This is a genomic window from Paraburkholderia sp. LEh10, from assembly GCF_017814945.1.
In the GTDB taxonomy this organism is placed as follows: Bacteria; Pseudomonadota; Gammaproteobacteria; order Burkholderiales; family Burkholderiaceae; genus Paraburkholderia.
Window position 1 is genome coordinate 35,927 of the sequence record NZ_JAGIPX010000041.1, and the last position, 22,571, is coordinate 58,497.

Here is a 22,571-nt window from a genome sequence, read left to right on the forward strand (position 1 = left end):
ATGAGCGAAACCCTGGTTACATACGAACTCGATGGCCCGGTCGCGCTGATCGGCCTGAACCGCCCTGACAAGCGCAACGCCATCAACGAAGACGTGATCGCGCAACTGCGCGAAGCCGTCCAGCGCGCCGGCGAAGAGGCCGACGTCGGCGTGCTGTTCGGGCACGGCGGCAACTTCAGCGCGGGCCTCGACCTGCGCGAGGCGCTCGCGCGCGCCACCGGTCAGAGCGCGCCGCCGCGCAAGCGCCGCCGCCATTCGTGGCACGAAGTGTTCGATATCATCGCGCGCGGGCCGATTCCGTTCGTCGCCGCGTTGCACGGCGCAGTCGTTGGCGGCGGCCTCGAACTGGCCACGGCCGCGCACGTGCGCGTGGGCGACGACACGACGTTCTTCGGTCTGCCCGAGGGTCAGCGCGGCATCTTCGTGGGTGGCGGCGGCACGGTGCGCATCCAGCGCGTAATCGGCTATAGCCTCATGGCGGACCTGATGCTCACAGGCCGCCTGCTTTCCGCCGAAGAAGGCTTGCGCGAGCACGTCATCACGTATCTGACGCCTGCTGGCAGAGCGCTCTCCAAAGCGAAGGAGCTTGCCGCGAAGATCGCGCAGAACGCGCCCGACACCAACTGGCGCATCACAAACCTGCTGCCGCGCGTGAACGATCTGTCGCACGAGGACGGACTCTTCCTCGAATACATGAGCTCGAACATGGCGCGCTCGGCGGAGACGGCGAAGCGCTTGCAGGAATTCGTCGACGGCAAGGCGAAGCCGCTCGAGCGGCCCGATTTGCACAAGACCACAGCATGAGGGGCAACAGAACATGAACGCAGCAAACGAACTGAATCAGCATGAAGCCGCCGCGCGTGAAGCGGCGCTCGCGCACGTGAAGGCCGCCGAGCAAGCCGCCGCGCAGATTCCCGTTGGCAACGCCATGCCGCGCCATATCGCGCACGCAGCCGTCATCGGCGCGGGCACGATGGGCGGCGGCATCGCGATGGCGCTCGCCGCCGCGGGCATCCCCGTCACGCTGATCGATGCGAGCGACGAAGGTCTTACGCGCGGCCTCGCCCGCATCCGCGACAACTATGAAAGCAGCGTGAAGCGCGGCAAGCTCGATGCCGCCGTGCGCGACGAGCGCCTCGCGCGCATCGCGGGCTCGCTCGCGATTGCCGACGTCAGACACGCCGATATCGTGATCGAAGCCGTGTTCGAAGATCTCGAACTCAAGCAGCGCATCTTCCGCGAACTCGACGCGCACGCGAAACCGGGCGCCGTGCTAGCCACCAACACCTCGGGCCTCGACATCGACGCAATCGCCGCCGTCACGCAGCGCCCCGCTGATGTGGTCGGCGCGCACTTCTTCAGCCCCGCACACGTGATGCGCCTGCTCGAAGTGGTGCGCGCGGCGCAGACCGCCGACGACGTCATCGCCACGCTGATGGATCTCGGGCGCCGGATGGGCAAGGTGTCGGTGCTGGCGCGCATCTATCCCGGCTTCATCGGCAATGCGCTCTTTCGCAACTACAACCGCGAGGCGCACTTTCTCGTCGAGGACGGCGCGCTGCCGCACGAGGTGGACGCAGCGCTCAAGGACTTCGGCTACGCGATGGGCATCTTCGCCGTGCACGACATGGCGGGCAACGACGTCGGCTATCAGACACGTAAGGCACAGATGGCGACGCGACCCACGGACCGCCGCTGGAACGACCTGATCATGAAGCTGGTAGAGCTGGGGCGTCTCGGCCAGAAGAGCGGCAAGGGCTGGTATCGCTACGAGCCGGGCAGCCGCGAGCCGCTGCGCGATGCCGAACTTGAGCGCTTCATCGTCGAGGAATCGGCGCGACTTGGCATTGCGCGGCGGCGCATTTCGCCCGAGGAGATCGTCAAGCGCTGCGTGTACGGCATGATCAACGAAGGCGCGAAGCTGCTGGAACAGGGCGTGGCCTTGCGCGCGAGCGACATCGATGTGGTCTATGTGACGGGCTACGGCTTCCCCGCGCATCGCGGCGGCCCGATGTACTACGCGGATCAGATCGGCCTCGCGAACGTCTATCGCGACGTCAAGCGGCTCTATGACGACTACGGCTACTGGTGGAAGCCAGCCCCGCTGCTCGAACAGCTCGCGGCTACGAACGGCCGCTTCGCCGATCTCTGATCGCTTCCCGCCGTGCGCGCATTGCACGCACGGCAGGAGGCAGGGGCCGCGCACCCCGCTCCCGCCTGCATCACGCGCGCCCCTCATGCGCGCGCAGCCTCATCGCAAACTCAATCGTCGCCGTGCGCGTCATCCTGCGCGCCCGCGCCTGACGCAGCCGCTTCGCGCGGCAATCCCACCGGCGCATCGTTGAAGAACTCGGCCGGCAAGGTCGCGAGGAATTCAGAAAAGCCCGCGTCGCCGCCGCCCGGCGAATGCTGCTTCATGACTTCTTCGGCCGTCGCCTCGTCGCCCGACAGCAACGCCTGCGCAAGCCGCTTGTGATCGGCGATCACCTTCTCGCGCCGGCTGGGCGCAAGAAACAGCTTGGGGCGGTAACGCGAGATCAGGCGGCGGATCGAGCGGATCTGCTCGGCCAGATAGTCGTTATGGCAAGCCTCGCAGATCACCTCGTGGAACTCCGCGTTGCTGCGCGCGAAGCGGCGGGCGTCGCTCTGGTTCAGCGCTTCGACGCCATCGTCGATCGCGCGCTGCAGTTCGGCGCGTTGCTCGTCGCTCATGCGCCGCGCGGCGAGCCGCGCCGAGACGGCTTCGAGTTCGTGCAGCAGTTCGAGCATGTCGCGCAGCTGCGGGACCGTCATCTTGGTCACGAACACGCCCTGCCGGGGCACGATCTGCACGTACTGCTGCGCGGCGAGCTGCTGCAGCGCCTCGCGAATCGGCGTGCGGGATACATTGAAGCGCGCGGCGAGTGCGCGCTCGTCGAGCGCTGCGCCTGGGATAAGGTCGCCTCGCTCGATTTCCGATTCGAGAAGCGCCTTGATTTCGACCGAACGGCTCTGTTTGGGAGGCTGGCTCATTGATTGACAGACAGTGGTTTCCGGAAGGCCGCGTCGGCAGAAAGGCCCGCGACGGTCCTTTAAATCCATATCATACCGTGCAGGTATACCAAAAGCCCAACTGTGTCTTTCCCCGATAGGAAACAGAAATAGAAACGCGCCGGCGTCCCCGGGCGCCGGCGCGTGACGCGGTGACTCGCGAATCAGAAAATGTGGCGGATGCCGATCTGCGCGGCCACCTGGTTGGACGTGGTCGAGGCAAGGTTGCCGAACAGCGAGCCGCCCGCACCCGGCACCGAGTACGGCGTCGAGACGAGGAAGTTGTCGGCGAACTTCTGGCCCGCGAACGCGTGCTGCCAGACGCCGAACAGGTACACGTCGGTGCGCTTCGACAGCCGATAGTCGACTCCTGCCGTGTAGAGGTCGTACTTGCCGAGCTTGTGCTGATCCACATACGTAAAGCCGCCGCCAACCGTCAGAAACGGCGAGAACCTGTAGCTCGTGCCCACCTCGTACGCGCCGACCGTGACGACGCCCCGTGGGCTTTGCGAAGCATTCGTGTAGGTGTACACGCCGTTGAACGACCACGCGTCCGTCACTTTCACCATGCCGCCGAGCGCGACCGTGTAGATCGACTTCGCATTGAGCGCGACCTGCGCCATCGTCCCCACGCCGCGCGCCGCGTTGCCGCCATCCGTCTTCGTGAAGGTGGCCGCCAGCGAATACGGCGCATTGAACGAGCCCGTCGGGCTGTATTTGATGCCCGCGCTGAGCACGCGCGGGTTGCCCGTCGGCGTGCCCGCAAAAGAGCCCGCGATATTGGTGAAGCCGTACATCACGCCCGCGCCGAGGCCATGCCAGTTTGGCGTTTCGTAGCGCACCATGTTGCTGACGGGTTCGCCCGCGAGACGGTCGATGTCGTATGCACCGTGAAACGCGTACGAAGGCGCGAACTGCGCGACGTTCGTGTAGTAGGAGACGTAGTCGTAGATGAAGTCGTAGTCGTAACCGGCGAGCAAGGTGCCGAACGTGTCGCTGGCGAGACCCACGTAGGCGCGGCGCCCGAACAGCGCGCCGCCGTGGCTCGCCGTGCCCGTGTTCAGCGAAAAACCGTTCTCCAGCGTGAAGATCGCTTTCAGGCCGCCGCCGAGATCCTCGGTGCCGTGCAGGCCCCAGCGCGACGCCTGGTTGATGCCGTCATCGAGCTTCCAGAGCGCATGGCCACCCGCGTTGCTCACATAGGTGATGCCATCGTCGATGATCCCATACAAGGTCACACTGCTTTGCGCCTGCGCCGAGCCCGCCAATGCGGCTGCGAACGCGCCCACTGCTAACTTCTTCTTCACTTGATGATCTCCATGTTTTTTGCGGACGACGCCGCCCCTGCGGACGACGCGGCCCGCATTTTTTCCATCGGCTGCTGCTGGATTCGAACTACTTGCTGCGCGAGAGGTGACGCGAGGCGAGGAAGTAGTGCACGGACGACCACACGAGGACCACGCTCACGGCGAGCATCGCGTAGCGGATGCCGTAGGCCGAGGCGTCATGACAAGCCGCCGCGAACGGCCCGTGAAGCGGCGCGGCCGGACCGTGCGCGCCATGTGCCCCGCCCGCTGCGCAGACCTGCCCAAACTGCCCCTGCGCGAAGAGACGCGCGGCGAAACGGTCGCTCAGCAGGCCGACGGTTGCCGGGCCGAGTCCCTGGCCGACCAGATTCATGAGAAGGAACACGCACGCCGATGCGGTGGCGCGCATGCGCGGCTCGACGATGCTGTGCACGACAGCGAAGGTCGGACCGTTCCACATGCTCAGCATCACCGTGGCGATGAAGATCAGCGACACGGCAATGGGCCATTGCCCCAGCGTGAAGGCGGTCGCGATGAGCGGGAAACCGATCGCCGTGCCGAGCGCTGGTACCCATGCGTACCAGCGGCGGTTCTTCGCGCCCGCCCAGTCGGCGAGCACGCCGCCGAGCGTGTTGCCGAGGATGCCGCCCACGCCGATCACGAGACCGAAGATCAGGCCAGCCTGCGCATAGCTGAGCCCGTAGACGCGCGTCAGATAAACCGGGATGAACAGGTTGATACCGTACTGCGCGAACGCGCCGATCACGGTGCCGAGCAGCATCTGCAAGAACGCGCGGCTTTTGAAAAGGACCGCGAGCACTTCGCGCAGCGGCGGGACGCTCGCCGCCAGTTGCGCGCCGCCCTCTTCGGCCCCGCCGCGACGCGGCTCGCGCAGCGTGACCCAGGCGAGCAGGCCGAACATGAGCCCCGGCAGGCCGACGACATAAAACACGGGACGCCAGCCGATGTGCTGCACCATCCAGCCGCCGCCGAGCGCGCCGGCCAGCACGCCGAGCGGCGGGCCGAGCGCGTAGATCGACAGCGCGCTCGCGCGGCGGCGCGGGCCGAACTGGTCGGAGATCAGCGAATGCGCGGTGGGCGTGCTGCCCGCCTCGCCGATGCCGACGCCAAGCCGGTAAATCAGCAATTGCCAGTACGCGCCAGCCGTGCCGCACAGCGTCGTCATCACCGACCAGGCGCCGATCGACAGCGCGATCAGCACGACGCGATTGAAGCGCTCGGCGATGCGCGCGATGGGGAGCCCGAGCAGGGAATAGAAGATCGAGAATGCCAGCCCGTTCAGCAGGCCGAGTTGAAGATCGCTCAGGTTCATCTCCACCTTCATCGCCTGCCCGACGACCGCGATAATGATTCGGTCGATAAAACTCGATGCATAAATCAGGACGAGAAGCAGCAGGAACCAGCTGCGATACCAGCCGGCTTCAGACCTCGCTCCCACGTCCTGGGCTGTCACTTGCTTCATGTATGGTGTCTCCGGGTTGAGCCCGACTAGCGGATCTTGCTCTGTTTGTATGCCACGAATGGCGTCGTGGAATTTTTTAAAGATTCTCCAGCATAATTTTTGAGCAGGCAAGAAATAATCGCCGGCAAAGACATCAGCGTTTTCACTAGGCGAATTGGTCTGCCAAAAGGGCCGGATTCGGCAGCGGCGCGTGCCGAAAGTGTCTAGGCCGGCCGCGTATTGGCCAGCCATTCAATGACCTCGGGCGAGGTCGTGCCATCGCTCGAACGCAACGCCGCGCGTGTCAGAGCAGTTCGAGGATTGCATTCGAGGCGCCGCAAACAGTCCAACCATCACAAGCACTACCAGACCGGAAACACGACATCGGGCTGCGGCGAAAACTGGATGCCCGATGCGGGGCAGATAACGCGCCCCCTGACCGCGACCCGCTGGTTCAGGTACGGCAGCAGCAGCGTGGGGCCGGCGAACCACCTTCGCCAAGCAGGATATCAGTCACCACCTTGTCATTGCAGGGCGAGGTCGACGGACGATCCAGCCGGCTCGCCGTATGGTCGTCCGGCGCATACGGCCGGCTACCACGCTGGAGCGTCCCCGCAAGCCAGATGTCGCCCTGCAGGGGCAAAGTCCGCAGCGGCGGACTGGCTGACTTGATGCCCTCCGGGCAGGAACTCGCGATCAATGCCACCGTCATGAGTACCGCTAAGTGTTTTTTCATGACGACACCTCTTATGCTCAAATACCGCGCCCCGAATACGGCCGCGAGGCGCGCTTGCCGGCGACAACATGAAACCAGGACGCACCAACGTCAGTGAATCGGCGCAGCGCGGCTGCTTCTGCCACAAGCGGCGACCGCGTCAGCGCTGCAGTTCGGCTCAACTGCTCACCGTTTCGTGTTCACTTCCCTGAACTCGGCATCGATCACATCGTCGTCTTGGCCTGCATCCCTACCAGGCTCCTCCTGCGCTGGGGTCGGGCCGCCTGCGCGGCCTGCTTGCGCCTGCACGTCCGCGTATACCTTTTCACCGAGCCGCTGTGAGGCTGCCGCCAGCGCGCTCGTTCGGGCGTCGATCGCGTCCCGGTCTGAGCCCTTCAGGGCGACTTCCAGGTCCCTGATCGCAGCTTCGATCTTCGCCTTGTCGTCGGCGGCGAGCTTTTCGCCGTATCCGTCCAGTGCCTTGCGCGTGCTGTGAATGAGGGCATCGCCCTGATTGCGCGCCTCGGCCAGCTCGCGCACCCGGTGGTCCTCCGCCGCGTGCGCCTGCGCGTCGCGCACCATCTTTTCGATTTCCGCTTCGGACAGACCGGAATTCGCCTTGATCGTGATGCGGTTTTCCTTGCCCGTCGCCTTGTCCCTGGCCGACACATGCAGGATGCCATTCGCATCGATATCAAATGTCACGTCGATCTGCGGCACGCCACGTGGTGCAGGCGCAATCCCTTCCAGCCTGAACTCGCCGAGCAGCTTGTTGCCGCTGGCCATCTCGCGCTCGCCCTGAAAGACCTTGACGGTGACGGCCGGCTGGTTGTCGTCGGCGGTCGAGAAGACTTCCGAGAACCTTGTCGGAATCGTCGTGTTCTTTTCGATCATCTTCGTCATCACGCCGCCGAGCGTCTCGATGCCCAGCGAGAGCGGCGTCACATCGAGCAGCAGCACATCCTTGCGGTCGCCCGAGAGTACCGCCGCCTGGATCGCCGCGCCGACGGCCACCGCTTCATCGGGATTGACGTCCTTGCGCGGCTCGCGCCCGAAAAGCGCCCTGACCGTCTGCTGCACCTTCGGCATGCGCGTCATGCCACCCACCAGAATCACGTCATCGATCCTGTCCGCGGTCAGGCCCGCATCCTTCAGTGCGATGCGGCATGGCTCCATCGTCCGCTCTATCAGGTCTTCCACGAGCGATTCGAGTTTCGCGCGCGTCAGCTTCACGCTCAAATGTTTCGGACCCGATGCGTCCGCCGTGATGTACGGCAGGTTGATCTCGGTCTGCTGACCCGACGACAGTTCGATCTTCGCCTTCTCGGCCGCTTCCTTCAGGCGCTGCAGCGCGAGCACGTCCTTCGACAGGTCGATGCCCTGTTCCTTCCTGAACTCGCCGACGAGGTAGTCGATGATGCGCTGGTCGAAGTCTTCACCGCCGAGGAACGTATCGCCGTTCGTCGACAGCACCTCGAACTGCCTGTCGCCATGGACGTCGGCGATTTCGATCAGGGAAATGTCGAACGTGCCACCGCCCAGGTCGAAAACGGCAATCTTGCGGTCGCCCTTTTCGGCCTTGTCCAGACCGAACGCGAGCGCTGCCGCCGTCGGTTCGTTGATGATCCGTTTGACTTCCAGACCGGCGATGCGGCCCGCGTCCTTCGTCGCCTGGCGCTGGCTGTCGTTGAAGTACGCCGGCACCGTGATCACGGCTTCCGTGACGGGCTCGCCGAGGTAGTCTTCCGCCGTCTTCTTCATCTTGCGCAGCACTTCCGCAGACACCTGCGACGGCGCGAGCTTTTGCCCGTGCGCTTCGACCCAGGCGTCGCCGTTATCATGCTTGACGATGTTGTACGGCATCAGGCCGATGTCCTTCTGCACTTCCTTTTCTTCGAAGCGGCGGCCGATCAGGCGCTTGACGGCAAACAGCGTGTTCTTCGGGTTGGTGACTGACTGACGCTTCGCGGGCGCGCCGACCAGTATTTCATTGTCGTCAAGATACGCGACAACCGAGGGCGTTGTACGGGCGCCTTCCGAGTTTTCGATGACCTTGACCTGCGTGCCTTCCATCAGCGCCACACAGGAATTCGTGGTACCGAGATCGATGCCGATGATCTTGCTCATGATGTCCGTCCCCATGCTCAAGTATTTCACCCTGCGTCCTGCTCATCCCGACGCACCTGCGAGCCCTGATTCAATAGTCCATCGCAGGCGGTGGCGATACGGGCGCTTTCGTCTCGTCCTTTGGCAGCTCGGCGACCACGGCGTCGGTGGTGAGGATCAGTCCGGCTACCGAGGCGGCGTTCTGCAGCGCGGTGCGCACGACCTTGGTCGGGTCGACCACCCCCATCTCCATCAGATCGCCATAGGTGTCCGAAGCCGCGTTCCAGCCGAAGTTGCCCGTCTGCTCCAGGACCCTGTTGACCACGGCCGAGGGCTCTTCCCCCGCGTTCGCGGCGATCTGCCGCAGGGGCTCTTCGAGGGCCCGCAAGACGATCCGGATGCCGGCGTCCTGGTCCAGATTGGCGCCCCGCACATCCCCGACGCTGGCTCGTGCCCGCAGCAGCGCGACGCCGCCGCCCGGCACGATGCCTTCCTCAACGGCTGCGCGTGTCGCATGTAGCGCATCCTCGACCCGTGCCTTGCGCTCCTTCATCTCGACTTCGGTGGCAGCCCCCACCTTGATGACCGCGACACCACCGGACAGTTTCGCGATGCGTTCCTGCAGCTTCTCCCTGTCATAGTCGCTCGTCGCCTCTTCGATCTGACGGCGGATCGCCTGGACGCGTCCGTCAATCGTCTTGCGGTCCCCGGCGCCGTCGATGATCGTGGTCGCCTCTTTTTCGATCTCCACGCGTTTTGCCCGCCCGAGGTCCTCGAGCTTGACATTCTCGAGCTTGCCGCCGGTTTCCTCCGAGATGACCAGCCCGCCGGTCAGCATCGCGATGTCCTCCAGCATCGCCTTGCGCCGGTCACCGAAGCCTGGTGCCTTCACGGCAACCGTTTTCAGGATGCCGCGCAGAGAATTCACCACGAGCGTGGTCAGCGCTTCGCCCTCGACGTCCTCGGCGATGACGAGCAACGGCTTGCCCGCCTGGGCCACGGCCTCAAGCACGGGCAGCAGATCCCGGATCGAGGAGATCTTTTTGTCGTGCACGAGGATGTACGGTTCCTCAAGCACAGCCGACTGTTTCTCGGGATCGGTGATGAAGTAGGACGACAGCCACCCGCGGTCGAACTGCATGCCCTCGACCACCTCAAGTTCGCTTTGCAATGACTTGCCCTCTTCGAGCGTGACCGCGCCGTCCTTGCCGACCTTTTGCATCGCCTGCGCGATGAGCCTGCCGATTTCCTCGTCACCATTGGCCGAGATGGTGCCGACCTGGGTGATCTCGCGGCTTGTCGTGATCGCACGGGAAACCTTCCTGAGCTGCTCGACGATCGCCGCAGTAGACTGGTCGATGCCCCGCTTGAGGTCCATCGGGTTCAGGCCGGATGCGACATACTTCATGCCTTCCCGTACGATGGCCTGGGCGAGTACGGTGGCGGTGGTCGTCCCGTCGCCGGCAACATCCGAGGTTTTGGAGGCAACCTGCCTGAGCATCTGCGCCCCCATGTTCTCGAACTTGTCGCGCAACTCGATTTCCTTCGCGACCGACACACCGTCCTTGGTGACCGTCGGTGCACCGTACGATCGCTCAAGGACGACATTTCGCCCCCTGGGGCCGAGCGTGACCTTCACCGCATCGGCCAGAATATTGACGCCCGAGAGGATATGCTGGCGGGCGAGTTCGTGAAACCTGACATCTTTGGCGGACATTTTCGTGTACCTCCTGGCAAATCCGACGAGGGGATAGTGCTGGCTCACCTACTTCGCACGTCCGGACGTGATCACGCCCAGCAGGTCGTTCTCGCGCATCACCAGCAGTTCCTCCCTTCAACCTTGGCAGTCGTGCCGGCATATTTAACGAACAGCACGCAGTCGCCGATCTTCACATCGGGCGCGCAACGCTGGCCGTGCTCGAGCCGTCTGCCGGAGCCAATGGCGATCACTTCTCCCTGGTCCGGCTTTCCGCCTGCTGTATCCGGAATGACAATGCCAGCCGCCGTCCTGCGCTCCAGTTCCAGGCGACTGACCACGACCCGGTCATGCAAGGGTGTAAGTTCCACAGTCCTGCTCCCTCTGATTACGATGGTTCAGGGTTCGGGTGTTCTGCCGCGGGCCGCCGCAGTGTCGCCTCGTCAAATTCATCGGAAAATCGTGACGCTTGTGGCAGCACGCCCGGCTCGATGTAACTGGCGGGTCCGTCCGATGTCGACGGGGTCAGCCGCAGGTCGCCAAGTCTGGCCCGCAGGAAGGCGTCGGCATGCGCGAGCCGCTGCTGGAGTTCCTCTTGCGTCACGCCCAGTACCTGCGCAGCGGCGCCTGCTTCCAGTCCTTCGAGACGGCAAAGCACAACGGCCTCCCGCCAGGGCGCCGGCAGTTCCGTCAGCAGCGTCGCCAGCAGCTCGCGCACCTCTCTCTCGCTCACCACCTCCTCGGGCGTACCGTCCGTTGCCGGCATGACGTCCTCGACGCGCAGCACTTCGTCGGGCTGCCAGTATTCGAGCCGGCTCTCCCCGTCGTCGTCCTGCCGTTCGCACAGATGGACGGGCAACCTGCCCTCCAGCGAGATGCAGCGGCCTTCCTCGCTCTGGCGACGGTCCACTTCTTCGGCCAGCAGTGACAACGCGATCTGGTAAAGCCACTGCAGCGGTTCAAGCCGGTGGGTACGTGTCACCATCTGCTCGCATGCTCGGGCCAGCGTTTCGTCCACGATCTCGTCGACCGACGGGTCACCTGGGGCAAGGTCGCCGCGGGCCTGCAGGTGCGAAAGTTCACGCTGCACAAAGCGCTGCAGTGACGGGAGCAGGGGGCGAACGAGTTCGCCGAAGGACGCCATCCCCGCGTCGCCCTGCTCCGTCAGCGTGGTCTTGAGCTGTCGCAGCCCGGTGCGCCGTTCCTTGCGACGCCAGGCGTCCGTGTTACGCAGATGCGCGATGTGCCGTTCGACCTGCCGCGCCAGCTCCATGAGGGCGTGATCGATAGCCTGTTCCAGTCCGGACGACTCATCCCCGCACGCCAGCGTGGCACCCGGCAGCGCCAGCTGGAGCCCGACCCGGTAACGGTTGCCATGCAGGCTGCGATGCCGGCTTCTCTCCAGCGTCGCGTGCAGACGGACCAGCTCAGCCGGAAAGTGCGACAGGTGCGGCTGAAGGCGCCGTTCAGCGAGCCTTCCGAGCAGTTCTTCCATCCCGGGACGGGAAAGCTTCGGAACGTTGCGGTAACTGATTGCCGTTTTCATGTCATACCTGCCTCATGTCACGTGCACTCCGATGGCGGTGATGAATCCATTGAGCCCGGGGTGCCGCAGCATCCGCTATCGGCAGCGAGCCGGGTCCTTTCGTGCAACCCGGCATGTCTTTGCCCGGTCGTTCATGCCCCACCGCGTTTTATTAGTGATCCTACTTAACGTCACATACACGGCCCGGATCAGACATTGCCATTCGCGATGCCATGAAACGACCGGCTTATGCATGCGGTCAACCATCAACCGTGCCCGCCGTCGTTCCACCGGTGTCCGATTCCCTTGTCCGATTCCCTTCTTTCCAGACTCACATACGTTTGCGCTGCCACCAGCCCGAACAGGATGTGAATGAACAGGCTCACCCAGCTTCGGGCGTCGGCGAACGATGGGAACAACTGCGTCATGCCGTAGTAATTGATCACGTACAGGAGCACGCCAAAAACGGCACCCGCCAGCGATGCCATCTGGACACTGGAATCCAGACTGAATGGCGCCATGATCACCGCCAGGATGACGGAGAAGAGAATCGACAGCACAAAGTGCGTCACCAGCGCCACCAGCATGACGCCCGGCGCGAAGGTAGCCGGTTGGGCGAGTGCGCCGTGCCCCATCACGATCGCTGCAATCATCCGCAGCGGTGCCCACAGGCTTTGTCCTGCGACCGCCGCCGCGAAGAGTTCGATCATCAGGAATACCGCGCCCGCCACGCAGCCGCCCACGACCGCTGCGCGCCAGTCAGGCATGCGGCGCGCGAAATGGTGCGTATGCATGTGAAGTTCCATCGTCATCTCCTCAAAAGTACCGCTGCCCGCGCAGGCCAGGCCGGATCAGGCCGCCTCCGGGATATCCGGTGGCGGTCCATCAAACGGACGGCGATCGACGAGCCTGACTGCGTATTGCAGTGCTTCTGCTTCAGCCTTCTCACGGCTCGTCCGGAGCCGGCAGACACGGGGCTGATGCCAGTTCGCGATGACCTCGCCCTCCCGGACGATCTGCACGAAAGCAACATAGCCGCCGGCCCAGGATGCCCCGGTACACGCAGCTCTGTGTCCATGGATGCGGATCGTCCTGAGGCGGATCTCATATCCGTTGCGCGCTTCGGTTCTTACTGTCTTCATCGTTTCACCATGACGTCGTACCGGAATTCCCGAATCGCCAGGGCCGCGCGACGCCCACGAAAGCGGTTGCGAACGCCCATGGACGGTCGCCGGTTTCCTGGCGTTGCGCCTGCATGAAACGTAAAACGCAGGGATCGCCGTTCCGCTATCGCCTACGCATGCGCATGCGCGAAGCCATCCGGCCAATCGTCGGCCGCACAGCCCGGATATGCCCGGAAAGCATGCGACGGGCGTGCTGCGCGAGCGGCCGGAAGACGCCGGGAAGGACGCTGGTCTTGCGGAGGAAACGCCCGAACAGACTGGATGAAGTCGGGCGTGAATGAAGGTCGCTCATCGTCTTCTCCTTCAACGCAGCAAGGAAGAGAACGGGCTTGCGCGCTCCAGTTCGCCTGCCATGCTGCGAGCAAACAAATCGAAACACGCAGCGTGCGACCGACCTGATAGCGGGCACACTGCCTGAGCTGAAAATAACTTAGCTAAACTCAGCGAAAAATTCAAGGTCTTATGATCCGCCCGGGTTGCACGGGTCGACGGGCCAAGTCGGGGTCCTGAGTGCCGGCAAGCGAAGCCAGAAGGAGTGTCCGATGAGCGGCAGGTTCCTCTATCACGGGTTCATCATCGACGTCCGCGTTCAGACCGACTGGCGCACGGAGAGCGGCCTTGCCGACCGCGAGGGCTATATCGCAATCGTCAAGATTCTTCAGGCGGGCTCACGGGTTGAACTATTCCCGCCGCTCCGGTTCGGCAATACAGAAGGCCGTCCTTTTTCCAGAAAAGCCTGTGCCATGATGGCCGGTTACAAGTGCCGGACGGCGGATGGTTGACGACCTTTTCGACCGGGAGGGCGGTTCGCGTGCACTGGGCCCGGTGGAGCGCGGATCACCTGATCGTATGGCCCGTCTGGTGTCATTTCCCGAGACGTTCGCGCCGGCATCGAGGCGCCCGGGCGCCATCCAAGTATCTGCAACAAATCACGACCTGGCCCATGCGCAGACCACCAGCTTCTGCGCGCCTTGCAACGTAGCGCCACAAGAACGATGCAGCATTTCGCGATAGCGCGCGTTCGGGACACAGCCTGCCTGCCCCGAACCGTCATCACATAGTTCTGCTGCCGATACGCAAGCTCACGCTGGGCGAACCGCTTCAGCGCCGCCAGCGACGGAAGCACGAGCTCGTGAAGTCGGTCGGCGCAGCGTCAGTCTCATCCGTCAGCGCGGTTCTGAGCTGACGTAAACGCTGTGCGCCGCTCCTTGCGACGCCAGGTGTCCTTGTGACGAAGTTGCGCGATGTGCCGTTCTAGCTGCCGCTCCTTCTCCATCATCGACTCGACGAGAGCCTTATGCCGTCTGCGGCGCATGACCACTGCCTGCAAACGGATCGTGTAACCATCACGCTCTTCGGTCCTGATCTTTCCCACGGCCTGCCTCACTGCCACCTTGGGACCCGACGTCGCCATAACCTCGCCGGCCCGTCGGGTCCTTACGCGAATCGCGACTACCTGCACGATGCGCTGTCCTGCGCGGCGCGCCGCCACAGTTCCGCTGCGTCGCAACATACCGGCTTGCTCAATAACCGGGTCAATGTCGACGTATGTGCGCCGCTTCACGTCGGACCGTCGACCAGACGTCGGTCGCTCTTTCCGACAGCTTGTGCCAGGCGCGCCCCATTGGCGGGCCAGCCAGTGTCGGCAACCAGGGTTGTCGTGCGATGGAAGCGCTCGAAGAGGGTTGACAGGTTCGAACGCAATTGACGGTTGCTCATCGTCTTTTCCCTCGACGCAGCAAGGAAGAGAACGGCTTGCGCGCTCCAGTCCGCTTGCCGTGCTGCGGGCAAACAAATCGAAACACGCAGCATGCGACGGATACCGCACCGCGCACGCTGCCTGAGCTGGATATACCTTAGTACAACCGATCATACTTTCAAGGGCCTGTCGCTCCTGGGTCGGACGAGTCCGGTCCCGCGCACGGCGCAGCCCGCGGCCCGCCACGATTTCGCCCGCACTACTGCAGAGGCGGCGCCGCACCCAGTTTTTCGGCGAGCATGCGCTCATACACGCCGAAATGCGGGTCCACCTCGGAGTGCTCCACCACTGTCACGATCAGGCGCATCTGGGTCTGGCAGCAGACCGAGCACGCCCGCAATAAATACCTCCAGTTGCGGCGCGCAAATCTTGTCCTTGGCGACCGTGGTGCCGACCGTGAGGTCGAGTCTTTTCCTGACGGCAGACCACCTCGACTAGCCTCGCACGTGCGCTCATGTTGTTGTCGATCGCGATCCGTATGACCTCGACCGCCTCGCGCATCGCCTGCGTCGGAAACCCCTTCGTCGAGCGCAGCCACACGCGATGTGCGCCCAGGGCCAGCCAGTCCGTATCAAATACTATGTCGTCCTCCACCGGGAAGTTCATGTTGCCGCGATGATAGGAACTGGCCGGTTTTTTCAAGATTCAAGCCTTGAAAAATCGGACAGAGTGACTATCTTGGGTATCGCTCAGGCAGATGCACGGTTCCCGCGGGACCGCGCGCTGCGTGTTTCGATTTGTTTGCCAGACGCTGGCGGGCGAACTGGAGCGCGTAGGCCCGTTCGCCTCAATGCGTCGTTTGAGGAGAACATCATCATGAGCGATCTCTATTCTGGAACCGACCTCTTTGGCGAGTTCGACCGCCTGCAGCGGCAGATGGCGAGCCTGTTCAATACCTTCCCGTCAAGCATCCGCGCGAGCCGCTTCGGCACGTTCCCGGCGATCAACATCGGCGCGACCGACGATTCAATCGAGATCGTCGCATTCGCGCCGGGCGTCGAGGCCAGCGGGCTCGACGTGTCGATCGACAAGGGACTGCTGACAATCAGCGGCGAGCGCAAACCGACGCAGCCGGAGCTGACCGACGAAATGCGCACGTATGCACAGGAGCGCTTCACCGGCACCTTCCGGCGCGTCATCGAACTGCCGCAGACGGCGGACCCCGACAAGGTTCAGGCGCGCTACGAGAATGGCTGCCTGTCGATCACCGTCGGCAAGCGCGAGTCATCGAAGCCGCGCGCCATCACGATCCAGTAACCGGCCCGGAGGCAATCATGAGCGACACGACCGAACTCACCCGAAGCGCCCCGTCTGACGTTTCCCGCGACCAGGCCGGGCAGTCTGCACGCGGGACGACGATCACACCCGCCGTCGATATCTGTGAAGACAGTCAGGGCGTTACACTCTGGGCCGATCTGCCCGGGGTGACGAAAGACAAGCTGGACGTGCGTGTCCATGACAGCAATCTTACGATCGACGCCGAGGCCGTCGTGCCCACACCGGCCAACCTGCGGCTGCACCACGCCGAGGTCCGTGAACCGCATTTCGCCCGTACATTCGTGCTGTCGCCCGATTTCGACACGGGAAAGATCGAGGCGAGCCTGCAGGACGGTGTGCTGAAGCTGACGATTCCGCGGCGCGAGGAGGCGCGCCCGCGGCGCATTGAAGTAAAAACCGGCTGAAAACGGGCACCCGGCAAATGCCAGCGTGGTGGCAGCGCCTGCACTGCCACCACGATTCGGTGCAGGAGGCTGCGATGCCCGACGCGATACAGGAAGGAACGGGGAAAGGACACGTCGTCCGTATACGCGCGAATTCGTGCGCGATATCGAAAACCGCATGTTCGCGCCCGAGGCCTGGATCGCGATCGTGCGCATCGAGCGCTACGGGGACGTACTGGCCGACTGGCATCTGCCCCGCTTTGCCGGGCGATGGGCCAGCGCCGCTGGAGCGCAGCGGGACGGGCTCGAATACGCGACGCGGCTCGTCAAACGCGGCGTGCCCGGCCCGTCCGTGGGCGTTCGGGCGCTCACTAACTGACGGCCGGGTAACGGTTACGAGCGGTACAAACACGTTGGCGCTGAAAAGGAGTACACCATGCAAACCGATCTGCAAAAGTGGAACCCGTTCAGATTCCTGCGCAAGGCAGGTGAGAAGGCGGGCGCAAACGAACAGGGTAAAAAGCCCTCGGCTGTGGCATCGCGATCGGACTTTCCCGATGTGCCGTGGCAGTTCTCAGCCGACCCGTGGCGGATGATGCACGAGTTTTTCCACGATCCGTACGCGGGCTTTGGCGCGCTCGACCGGTGGTTCGGCGACTTCACGCCGGTGCGTTTCCAGCCGCATATTGACGTGGTCGACGATGGTGATGCGCTGCGGGTGACTGCCGAGCTTCCGGGCGTGGAGCGCGAAGACCTCCATACGACGATCGAGAACGGCACGCTCGTATTGCGCGGCGAAAAGAAACAGGATATGCGCAGCGAGGAAAAGGGATGTTACCGGCTGGAGCGGGCCTACGGTGCATTCCTGCGAACCATTCCGCTGCCTGAAGACATCGATGCCGACAAGGTGGACGCGAAGTTCGATAAGGGCATCCTGACGCTACGGCTGCCCAAGACCGGCGCGTCAAAGTCCACCGCGCGAAAGATCGAGATCAAATAGGGAACCAGCCGGTCAATTTGCGGAGGCGCAGCAAAACGGACGGTGGCAGAAACATCATGCTTATGTGCTTATACACACACGATTTCGGATTTCGGGAGGAAGCCCGAAATGCTGTTTCGCATTGACAAGGTCAGACCGGAACCCGGTGATCATCGCTTGATGGAGGGAAACATGAAACCGTGCAATGCCTGCAGGGAGCTGGCTGGCCAGCCTTCCGGCTCTCCCCCGCATGAGAATCTCCGGAGGGAAGGCACCGGCGTTTTCGGCACGCCCCGTGAGCCAATACGACGGTATGTCCGGTACCGCTGTGGCGTCTGCGGCAGTTGGCTGCGCCAGAACACGGCCTACGGGTCGCCCGCCGAAGTCTGGTCGGTGCAGGGTCCAGGTGGGCAGCCTGCACCGGCATGCGGTGCCGAACCGCACGAAAGCGAGTCACGCCCCGAACACGCGAGCCGCGGAATCGACTGGCTGAAAACAACCCTCGAATCAGCACAACGGCCGGGATGATAGCGCCTTCGGTCTGGCAACAGCCAATGCATGTTAATCGTCACGCGCGGCACGCGCGCGGCTCTGTTGGTGTGGAGGGAGCGATGTCCTGTCAATCCTTTTCGCCGTATCGCGGCTATAAAATTGGCGTGCACGTCACGCCAGCCAGATCGCACGCGCTCGGTGGCGTAGGCCGGCGCCATCGTGTGTCGTGGACGGTCTCCTCCGAGGAAAATCCGGATCGGGAAATCGTGAGCTTTCCCGAGCAGTTCGAGTTTCTTTCCAGGCACGCGGCATTCCGGTATGCGGAAAGCCGGGCGCACGCGTATATCGATTTCGTCCTGTCGACTCTGTCGCAGAAACCGATGGAGAGCGAAAGTTCCCGGCACGCCGGCGAGGTGCCCACGGTGTGATCACGGATGGACCGCGAACTCACGCCCACAAAGCTGCGTCGCACAACAAAGCCGTCCTCAACCCGGGGCGGCAAATTGGAAACGAGCAGAACGAAGGCACGCCGCGAATCTGCGAGGATTGTCAAAGTTGCGGCCGCTCCTGTCATCCGGCGGCGATCCAACGCGGGATCAGATCATGAAATTCGACACCGGCTGGCTCCGCGGCAATCCCGCCTCGCGGTCCGTTCACCTGCTACCTCATTTTGTGTCACATAGATCGCTGTCGCCATCACTGACAGAGGGATGGGAAGGTATGTCCACAATTCCGCGCTGGCGAGTGCGGTCGCCGGATTTGCATTGATAATGTTTGAACATCAATGCTTCCAAAAATCGCACTTCTTCTCTTGGTCGGGCGCGGCCGCCTAAATCCCTCGGTTATGGAATTGGTGAAACAGGGGCAAGGTCACCTCTATCGAAGGCAACATTAAGCCGGCGGAGTTATCACGCGTAGGCTTCGGGCGCCTCACCGCGAGGCCCGGGCCAGATTTCATCGAGACAAGGTTCATGCCGTCTGACGTAGCGCCAGTGATTCGTGAATTGCGAACGCAACTGGCAGCTTCGGTCCAGTGACTGGCTCCGGAAGTCACGTATGCCTCGTCCGGTTCCGACACTGCCTGCCGCGCGCATGAGCAATGGTTCAGGCAGCGTTGACGGCGTCCTTGAACCCCTTGCCAGCGGTGAACCTGACGGTTTTCGCGGCCGGGATGGTGATGGTCTCACCCGTCGACGGGTTACGGCCACTGCGTTGGGCACGTGCACCCGTCGAAAACGATCCGAAGCCGATCAGCTGCACGGTCTCGCCACGCGTGACGGCGGACGTGACCGCCTCAAGAATCGCGTCGAGGGCTTCGCCTGTGCTGGCCTTGCTTTCACCCGTACTGGCAGCGACTGCGTCGATAAGCTCCTGTTCATATCATTTCCCTTCAGAGAGGGTCGTGAAACGGGCCGGAGCACACACCTTAGCGCAGATGGAGCGACTTCGGCTCCGGGCAGGAGCGATTCGTCGGGCTCGAGCGACACCCTGCTCTGCTAGCCGGGGTTCTGGCGGAGCCGGTTCGTGCTCGACGTGCGTCTGACAGTTAGTTGCGCATTACCTTGACCAACATGGCCGGTGCCCCTCTATGATTCGGCTGCACCGGTACCATCTATTCCGGGCGCCTACCAAAGGAAACGACACCATGCCCCGAACGCGACGCATCTCGGCGCGACGTTCGCCCGTGCACGGCACGGGGCTGTTTGCCTTCCAGCCTGTCGAGGCAGGCGAGCGCCTCATTGAGTACAAGGGAGAAGTCACCAGTTGGCGGCGTGCGGCCGCGCGTCAGCGATCGGATGCCGGGCACACGTTTGTTTTCGGCCTCTCGGACGGACGGGTCATTGACGGCAGTCGCGGCGGCAACAGCGCGCGGTTTCTGAATCACGCGTGCGATCCCAACTGCGAGGCCATCGAGGTCGGCGATCGCGTGTTCATTCATGCGCACACTGCGATCAATGCCGGCGAGGAGTTGTTTATCGACTACGGCCTTGTCATTGATGGCGAGATCACCGACGAGGTCGATCGGCACGGCCTTGACTCGCCGGAGGCAATCCTTTCCTGAGCTGCCTCGCGCGCCATGAATGCGATCGCAGTTGCCGTCGCAAACCGGTCGCAGCGGAATGTTGGCACGTACGTGCGCCCGATATCGGCCAGGATCGCGTTGACATGGGCCTGCAGCCCGAACTCCGCGGGCATCAAGATCAGATGTGAATGCTGCTAGCAGAAATTGAGCACTTCAACAGTTCCATGCAGTGGCAGCAGCCCCTCGCATATAAGGCCGCGGGCAGCCATGCCCTTCCGTGCTCACTTGCCGGGGGGCGGTACCGGAATCATGTCCGGGAACACATACGCCTGCAAGAGGGCAATCACACCAATCAGCGCTGCACCGGTAATCGAATGAAAGAACACGGTTCGGAAGATGGGTCCCAACGCGAATGATCGCTCCTTCGGATCGTCGTAGCAGGCCGCGCAAGCAACCATGATGGATTGCGCGTCGATCATCTTGCCCATCACCCCGCCGGTCGAGTTCGTTGCCACGGTCAGGAAGGGGTTAAGGTTGAGTTGCTGCGCGGTAATACGCTGCAAACTGCCGAAGAGGGCGTTCGACGCCGTGTCGGAGCCGGTCAGGAACACACCAAGCCAGCCCAAGTACGCCGCGAAGAACGGGTAGAGAGCTCCGGCGCCGGTGAACGCGAGGCCGAGGACCGCATCGGTGCCTGAGTAGCGGGTCAGGAATCCTAGGCCCAGCACCTGAGCGATGACGAGCACCGGGATCTTCATCCGGTGCATAGTCTGCACGAAGGCCTCCTTCCATTGCGTCGCACTCAGTCTGAGGACGAGGCCGGAAAGAAGCGCCGCCACGAAAACGCCTGTGCCGGCGGCGGACAGCCAGTTGATCATGAAGCGAGCCGCTTCCGGTTTTGCGTTGAGGGGTGCCACCGGCGGCATCCGCTGCACCAGGTTATGCAGCGCCGGCATGTCCCACACCGGCAGCGACAGCGAACCGCTGAACTTCGAGCCGAACAGCGTCGTTGTGAACGTGATGCCGGAGAACAGGTTGTTGAGGAATTTCTTGAAATCCGGCACACCCCACAGTGCGCAGCAGGCGATCAGGATCACCCAGGGCATCCACGCATAAGCGGTTTCGGCCGCCGAGTACTTGTATTTCCACTCGGTGCTGTCCGTCGTCATTGGGTCGTGGCCGGCTTGCGCCAGTGCCTGGCGCTCGGACTGGAGCAAAAAGCGTGTCTTCGGGTGCCAGACGAAGCGCAGAAACAGCGCCGTGCAGATCACCGAGAAGACGCCGGATACCACGTCGGTCATCAAATGAAACGCGCTGGTTCCCGACGCGAAGAACTGCACCAGCGCAAACGATCCGCCCGCACATAACATTGCAGGCCAGACTTCGAAGACCTCCTTCCACGAGCCGCCCTCCATCTTCACGAACGTTGCGACGAGCCAAAAGGGCACTAGCACCGATACGAACGGCAACTGTCGGCCCGCCATAGCCGAGAGCGTGAGCTGATCCAGACCGCTCACGGCCGCCAGCGTAACAATCGGCGTGCCGATCGCGCCCCAGGCAACCGGCGCCGTATTGGCGAGCAGGTTCAATACGGCCGACTGAAAAGGCCTGAAGCCGAGGCCCACCATGACAGCCCCGGCGATAGCAACCGGTGTCCCAAAGCCCGATGTGCCCTCGATGATGGCGCCGAATGAGAAGGCGATCAACACGCACTGCAGTCGCCGGTCGAACGAGATATGGACAATCGATTCCTTCACGATTTCGAATTTGCCGGTGACGACACTCATCGTGTAGAGGAACATGGCGGCGAGGACAATCCAGATGATTCCCAAAAATCCCGAAAGGGTGCCGAGTGCGAAGGCCGAAACGGCCGACACGACAGGCATCCTGAAGACAAGACACGAGACGACGAACGCGGCGATTACGCCAAAAAAAGCCGCGTAGGGCGCGGAGATGCCCAAGTGCACATTGCCCTGTGGATCGCGGTGACGGTGCAGGGCAATGAAATAAAGTAGCGTCAGTATCGGAATGGCGGCAGCAACTGTGGATAGGAAAGCACTGCCCAATGGGTTGTAAGTCTGCTGGTACATGATTTTTCCTTTGTTATCCCAAGATTGGCGTCCCCTCGATCCATCAGATCTATACGCTAGTTGTTGACTGCGCAATCGTTGTGGACCGCGACACCTCAAGCCAGATTGACCGCCCACACCCTATGCCGGACATTCGTCAAAACGGCGTCCCCGTCGTCCGCCCTTTCAGAAACCAAAAAGCAATGGCGGCCTCACGCGATGGTCTGCACCTTAAATCATGGCTGACGCTTGAGGTATAGCGGGGACACCCGTCAATTTCAAGTTTTGCGGCAGGGGCTACCAGAAACGTACGCGACGCCTTGAATGGCGGAAGGCAGCCAACTCACACTACCGCCCGCAACGCCCGGCCAGGTTTGACTCCCACCGTTACGGATCGCCCCATACCCATGACCCTACCCACACTCCGCTCTGGCCCATCGTCACAATGAATCTCTCAGTCCGGCATGGGTTCCGACATCATCGTTCGGGCAGCGTACGCTGACATTACATTCCGTCTTCGATCCGCAAGGCAACGGATTCAAGTCTTTCCCCAACGCAGGGGC

Annotated in this window: 22 protein-coding genes and 2 pseudogenes; 9 read left to right on the top strand and 15 right to left on the bottom strand. The window is 62.9% G+C overall.

Going from position 1 to position 22,571, the window contains the following annotated elements:
* Both J8I87_RS28525 and J8I87_RS28530 read left to right on the top strand, forming a co-directional pair.
* Nucleotides 1–804, top strand: coding sequence for a crotonase/enoyl-CoA hydratase family protein (locus J8I87_RS28525; RefSeq protein ID WP_209935455.1), 804 nt, complete (start codon nucleotides 1–3; stop codon nucleotides 802–804).
* Nucleotides 805–817: 13 nt separating this feature from the next.
* Complete coding sequence (locus tag J8I87_RS28530) at nucleotides 818–2,152, top strand: 3-hydroxyacyl-CoA dehydrogenase (protein ID WP_209935457.1); 1,335 nt, start codon at nucleotides 818–820, stop codon at nucleotides 2,150–2,152.
* Between the two features lie 110 nt (nucleotides 2,153–2,262).
* On the opposite strand, the gene J8I87_RS28535 is transcribed toward J8I87_RS28530, so the two are convergent.
* The 10 genes and pseudogenes from J8I87_RS28535 to J8I87_RS28580 form a co-directional block, all read right to left on the bottom strand.
* Nucleotides 2,263–3,012, bottom strand: a complete 750-nt coding sequence (locus tag J8I87_RS28535) for a GntR family transcriptional regulator (RefSeq protein ID WP_209935458.1) — start codon at nucleotides 3,010–3,012, stop codon at nucleotides 2,263–2,265.
* A 182-nt stretch (nucleotides 3,013–3,194) separates the two neighbouring features.
* A complete protein-coding gene (locus J8I87_RS28540; RefSeq protein WP_209935459.1) occupies nucleotides 3,195–4,337 on the bottom strand; it encodes a porin in 1,143 nt (380 codons plus the stop codon).
* An 88-nt stretch (nucleotides 4,338–4,425) separates the two neighbouring features.
* Nucleotides 4,426–5,820 carry a spinster family MFS transporter gene (locus tag J8I87_RS28545; protein ID WP_209935460.1) on the bottom strand — a complete coding sequence of 465 codons (1,395 nt, stop codon included), beginning with the start codon at nucleotides 5,818–5,820 and terminating at the stop codon, nucleotides 4,426–4,428.
* 433 nt (nucleotides 5,821–6,253) lie between these two features.
* Nucleotides 6,254–6,535 carry a hypothetical protein gene (locus J8I87_RS28550; protein ID WP_245254222.1) on the bottom strand — a complete coding sequence of 94 codons (282 nt, stop codon included), beginning with the start codon at nucleotides 6,533–6,535 and terminating at the stop codon, nucleotides 6,254–6,256.
* 165 nt (nucleotides 6,536–6,700) lie between these two features.
* Nucleotides 6,701–8,641, bottom strand: a complete 1,941-nt coding sequence (gene dnaK / locus J8I87_RS28555) for a molecular chaperone DnaK (RefSeq protein WP_209935461.1) — start codon at nucleotides 8,639–8,641, stop codon at nucleotides 6,701–6,703.
* A gap of 70 nt (nucleotides 8,642–8,711) precedes the next feature.
* Nucleotides 8,712–10,337 (bottom strand): chaperonin GroEL, encoded by a 1,626-nt coding sequence (groL, locus tag J8I87_RS28560; RefSeq protein ID WP_209935463.1) that lies wholly within the window; start codon nucleotides 10,335–10,337, stop codon nucleotides 8,712–8,714.
* A 48-nt stretch (nucleotides 10,338–10,385) separates the two neighbouring features.
* Nucleotides 10,386–10,687: pseudogene (locus tag J8I87_RS28565) on the bottom strand (co-chaperone GroES).
* 17 nt (nucleotides 10,688–10,704) lie between these two features.
* On the bottom strand, nucleotides 10,705–11,862 hold the full coding sequence (locus J8I87_RS28570; protein WP_209935464.1) for an RNA polymerase subunit sigma-28: 1,158 nt from the start codon (nucleotides 11,860–11,862) through the stop codon (nucleotides 10,705–10,707).
* Nucleotides 11,863–12,107: 245 nt separating this feature from the next.
* Complete coding sequence (locus tag J8I87_RS28575; protein ID WP_209935465.1) at nucleotides 12,108–12,647, bottom strand: hypothetical protein; 540 nt, start codon at nucleotides 12,645–12,647, stop codon at nucleotides 12,108–12,110.
* A gap of 45 nt (nucleotides 12,648–12,692) precedes the next feature.
* Nucleotides 12,693–12,983, bottom strand: a complete 291-nt coding sequence (locus tag J8I87_RS28580) for a hypothetical protein (RefSeq protein WP_209935466.1) — start codon at nucleotides 12,981–12,983, stop codon at nucleotides 12,693–12,695.
* Between the two features lie 584 nt (nucleotides 12,984–13,567).
* Here J8I87_RS28580 and J8I87_RS28585 point away from each other — a divergent pair.
* A complete protein-coding gene (locus J8I87_RS28585; RefSeq protein ID WP_209935467.1) occupies nucleotides 13,568–13,807 on the top strand; it encodes a hypothetical protein in 240 nt (79 codons plus the stop codon).
* Nucleotides 13,808–14,184: 377 nt separating this feature from the next.
* Here the strand turns inward: J8I87_RS28585 and J8I87_RS28590 are convergent, their stop codons facing one another.
* From J8I87_RS28590 to J8I87_RS28600, 3 genes and pseudogenes are all read right to left on the bottom strand, one after another.
* Entirely contained in the window at nucleotides 14,185–14,589 is a 405-nt protein-coding gene (locus J8I87_RS28590) for a hypothetical protein (RefSeq protein ID WP_209935468.1), read from the bottom strand.
* Nucleotides 14,586–14,744: a hypothetical protein gene (locus J8I87_RS28595; RefSeq protein ID WP_209935469.1), complete on the bottom strand. Its 159-nt coding sequence runs from the start codon at nucleotides 14,742–14,744 to the stop codon at nucleotides 14,586–14,588. The genes J8I87_RS28590 and J8I87_RS28595 overlap by 4 nt, the downstream gene beginning before the upstream one ends.
* 239 nt (nucleotides 14,745–14,983) lie before the next feature.
* Nucleotides 14,984–15,366: pseudogene (locus J8I87_RS28600) on the bottom strand (hypothetical protein).
* A gap of 234 nt (nucleotides 15,367–15,600) precedes the next feature.
* Between J8I87_RS28600 and J8I87_RS28605 the strand changes: the two are divergent.
* The 5 genes from J8I87_RS28605 to J8I87_RS28625 all read left to right on the top strand — a co-directional run bounded on the left by J8I87_RS28605 (nucleotide 15,601) and on the right by J8I87_RS28625 (nucleotide 18,344).
* Entirely contained in the window at nucleotides 15,601–16,041 is a 441-nt protein-coding gene (locus J8I87_RS28605) for an Hsp20/alpha crystallin family protein (protein WP_209935470.1), read from the top strand.
* Between the two features lie 17 nt (nucleotides 16,042–16,058).
* Nucleotides 16,059–16,466 carry an Hsp20/alpha crystallin family protein gene (locus tag J8I87_RS28610; RefSeq protein ID WP_209935471.1) on the top strand — a complete coding sequence of 136 codons (408 nt, stop codon included), beginning with the start codon at nucleotides 16,059–16,061 and terminating at the stop codon, nucleotides 16,464–16,466.
* Between the two features lie 136 nt (nucleotides 16,467–16,602).
* Complete coding sequence (locus J8I87_RS28615; RefSeq protein WP_209935472.1) at nucleotides 16,603–16,824, top strand: DUF6566 family protein; 222 nt, start codon at nucleotides 16,603–16,605, stop codon at nucleotides 16,822–16,824.
* Between the two features lie 57 nt (nucleotides 16,825–16,881).
* Complete coding sequence (locus tag J8I87_RS28620; RefSeq protein ID WP_209935473.1) at nucleotides 16,882–17,445, top strand: Hsp20/alpha crystallin family protein; 564 nt, start codon at nucleotides 16,882–16,884, stop codon at nucleotides 17,443–17,445.
* Between the two features lie 590 nt (nucleotides 17,446–18,035).
* Nucleotides 18,036–18,344, top strand: a complete 309-nt coding sequence (locus tag J8I87_RS28625; protein WP_209935474.1) for a hypothetical protein — start codon at nucleotides 18,036–18,038, stop codon at nucleotides 18,342–18,344.
* Nucleotides 18,345–19,020: 676 nt separating this feature from the next.
* Here J8I87_RS28625 and J8I87_RS28630 read toward each other — a convergent pair.
* The gene (locus J8I87_RS28630; RefSeq protein ID WP_209935502.1) at nucleotides 19,021–19,281 is read right to left on the bottom strand and encodes an HU family DNA-binding protein; all 261 of its coding nucleotides are present in this window, start codon (nucleotides 19,279–19,281) and stop codon (nucleotides 19,021–19,023) included.
* Nucleotides 19,282–19,561: 280 nt separating this feature from the next.
* Here J8I87_RS28630 and J8I87_RS28635 point away from each other — a divergent pair, with 280 nt between their 5' ends.
* Nucleotides 19,562–19,978, top strand: a complete 417-nt coding sequence (locus tag J8I87_RS28635; protein WP_209935503.1) for an SET domain-containing protein — start codon at nucleotides 19,562–19,564, stop codon at nucleotides 19,976–19,978.
* Nucleotides 19,979–20,220: 242 nt separating this feature from the next.
* On the opposite strand, the gene J8I87_RS28640 is transcribed toward J8I87_RS28635, so the two are convergent.
* Nucleotides 20,221–22,029, bottom strand: a complete 1,809-nt coding sequence (locus tag J8I87_RS28640) for an L-lactate permease (RefSeq protein WP_209935475.1) — start codon at nucleotides 22,027–22,029, stop codon at nucleotides 20,221–20,223.
* Nucleotides 22,030–22,571: the final 542 nt, after the last annotated feature.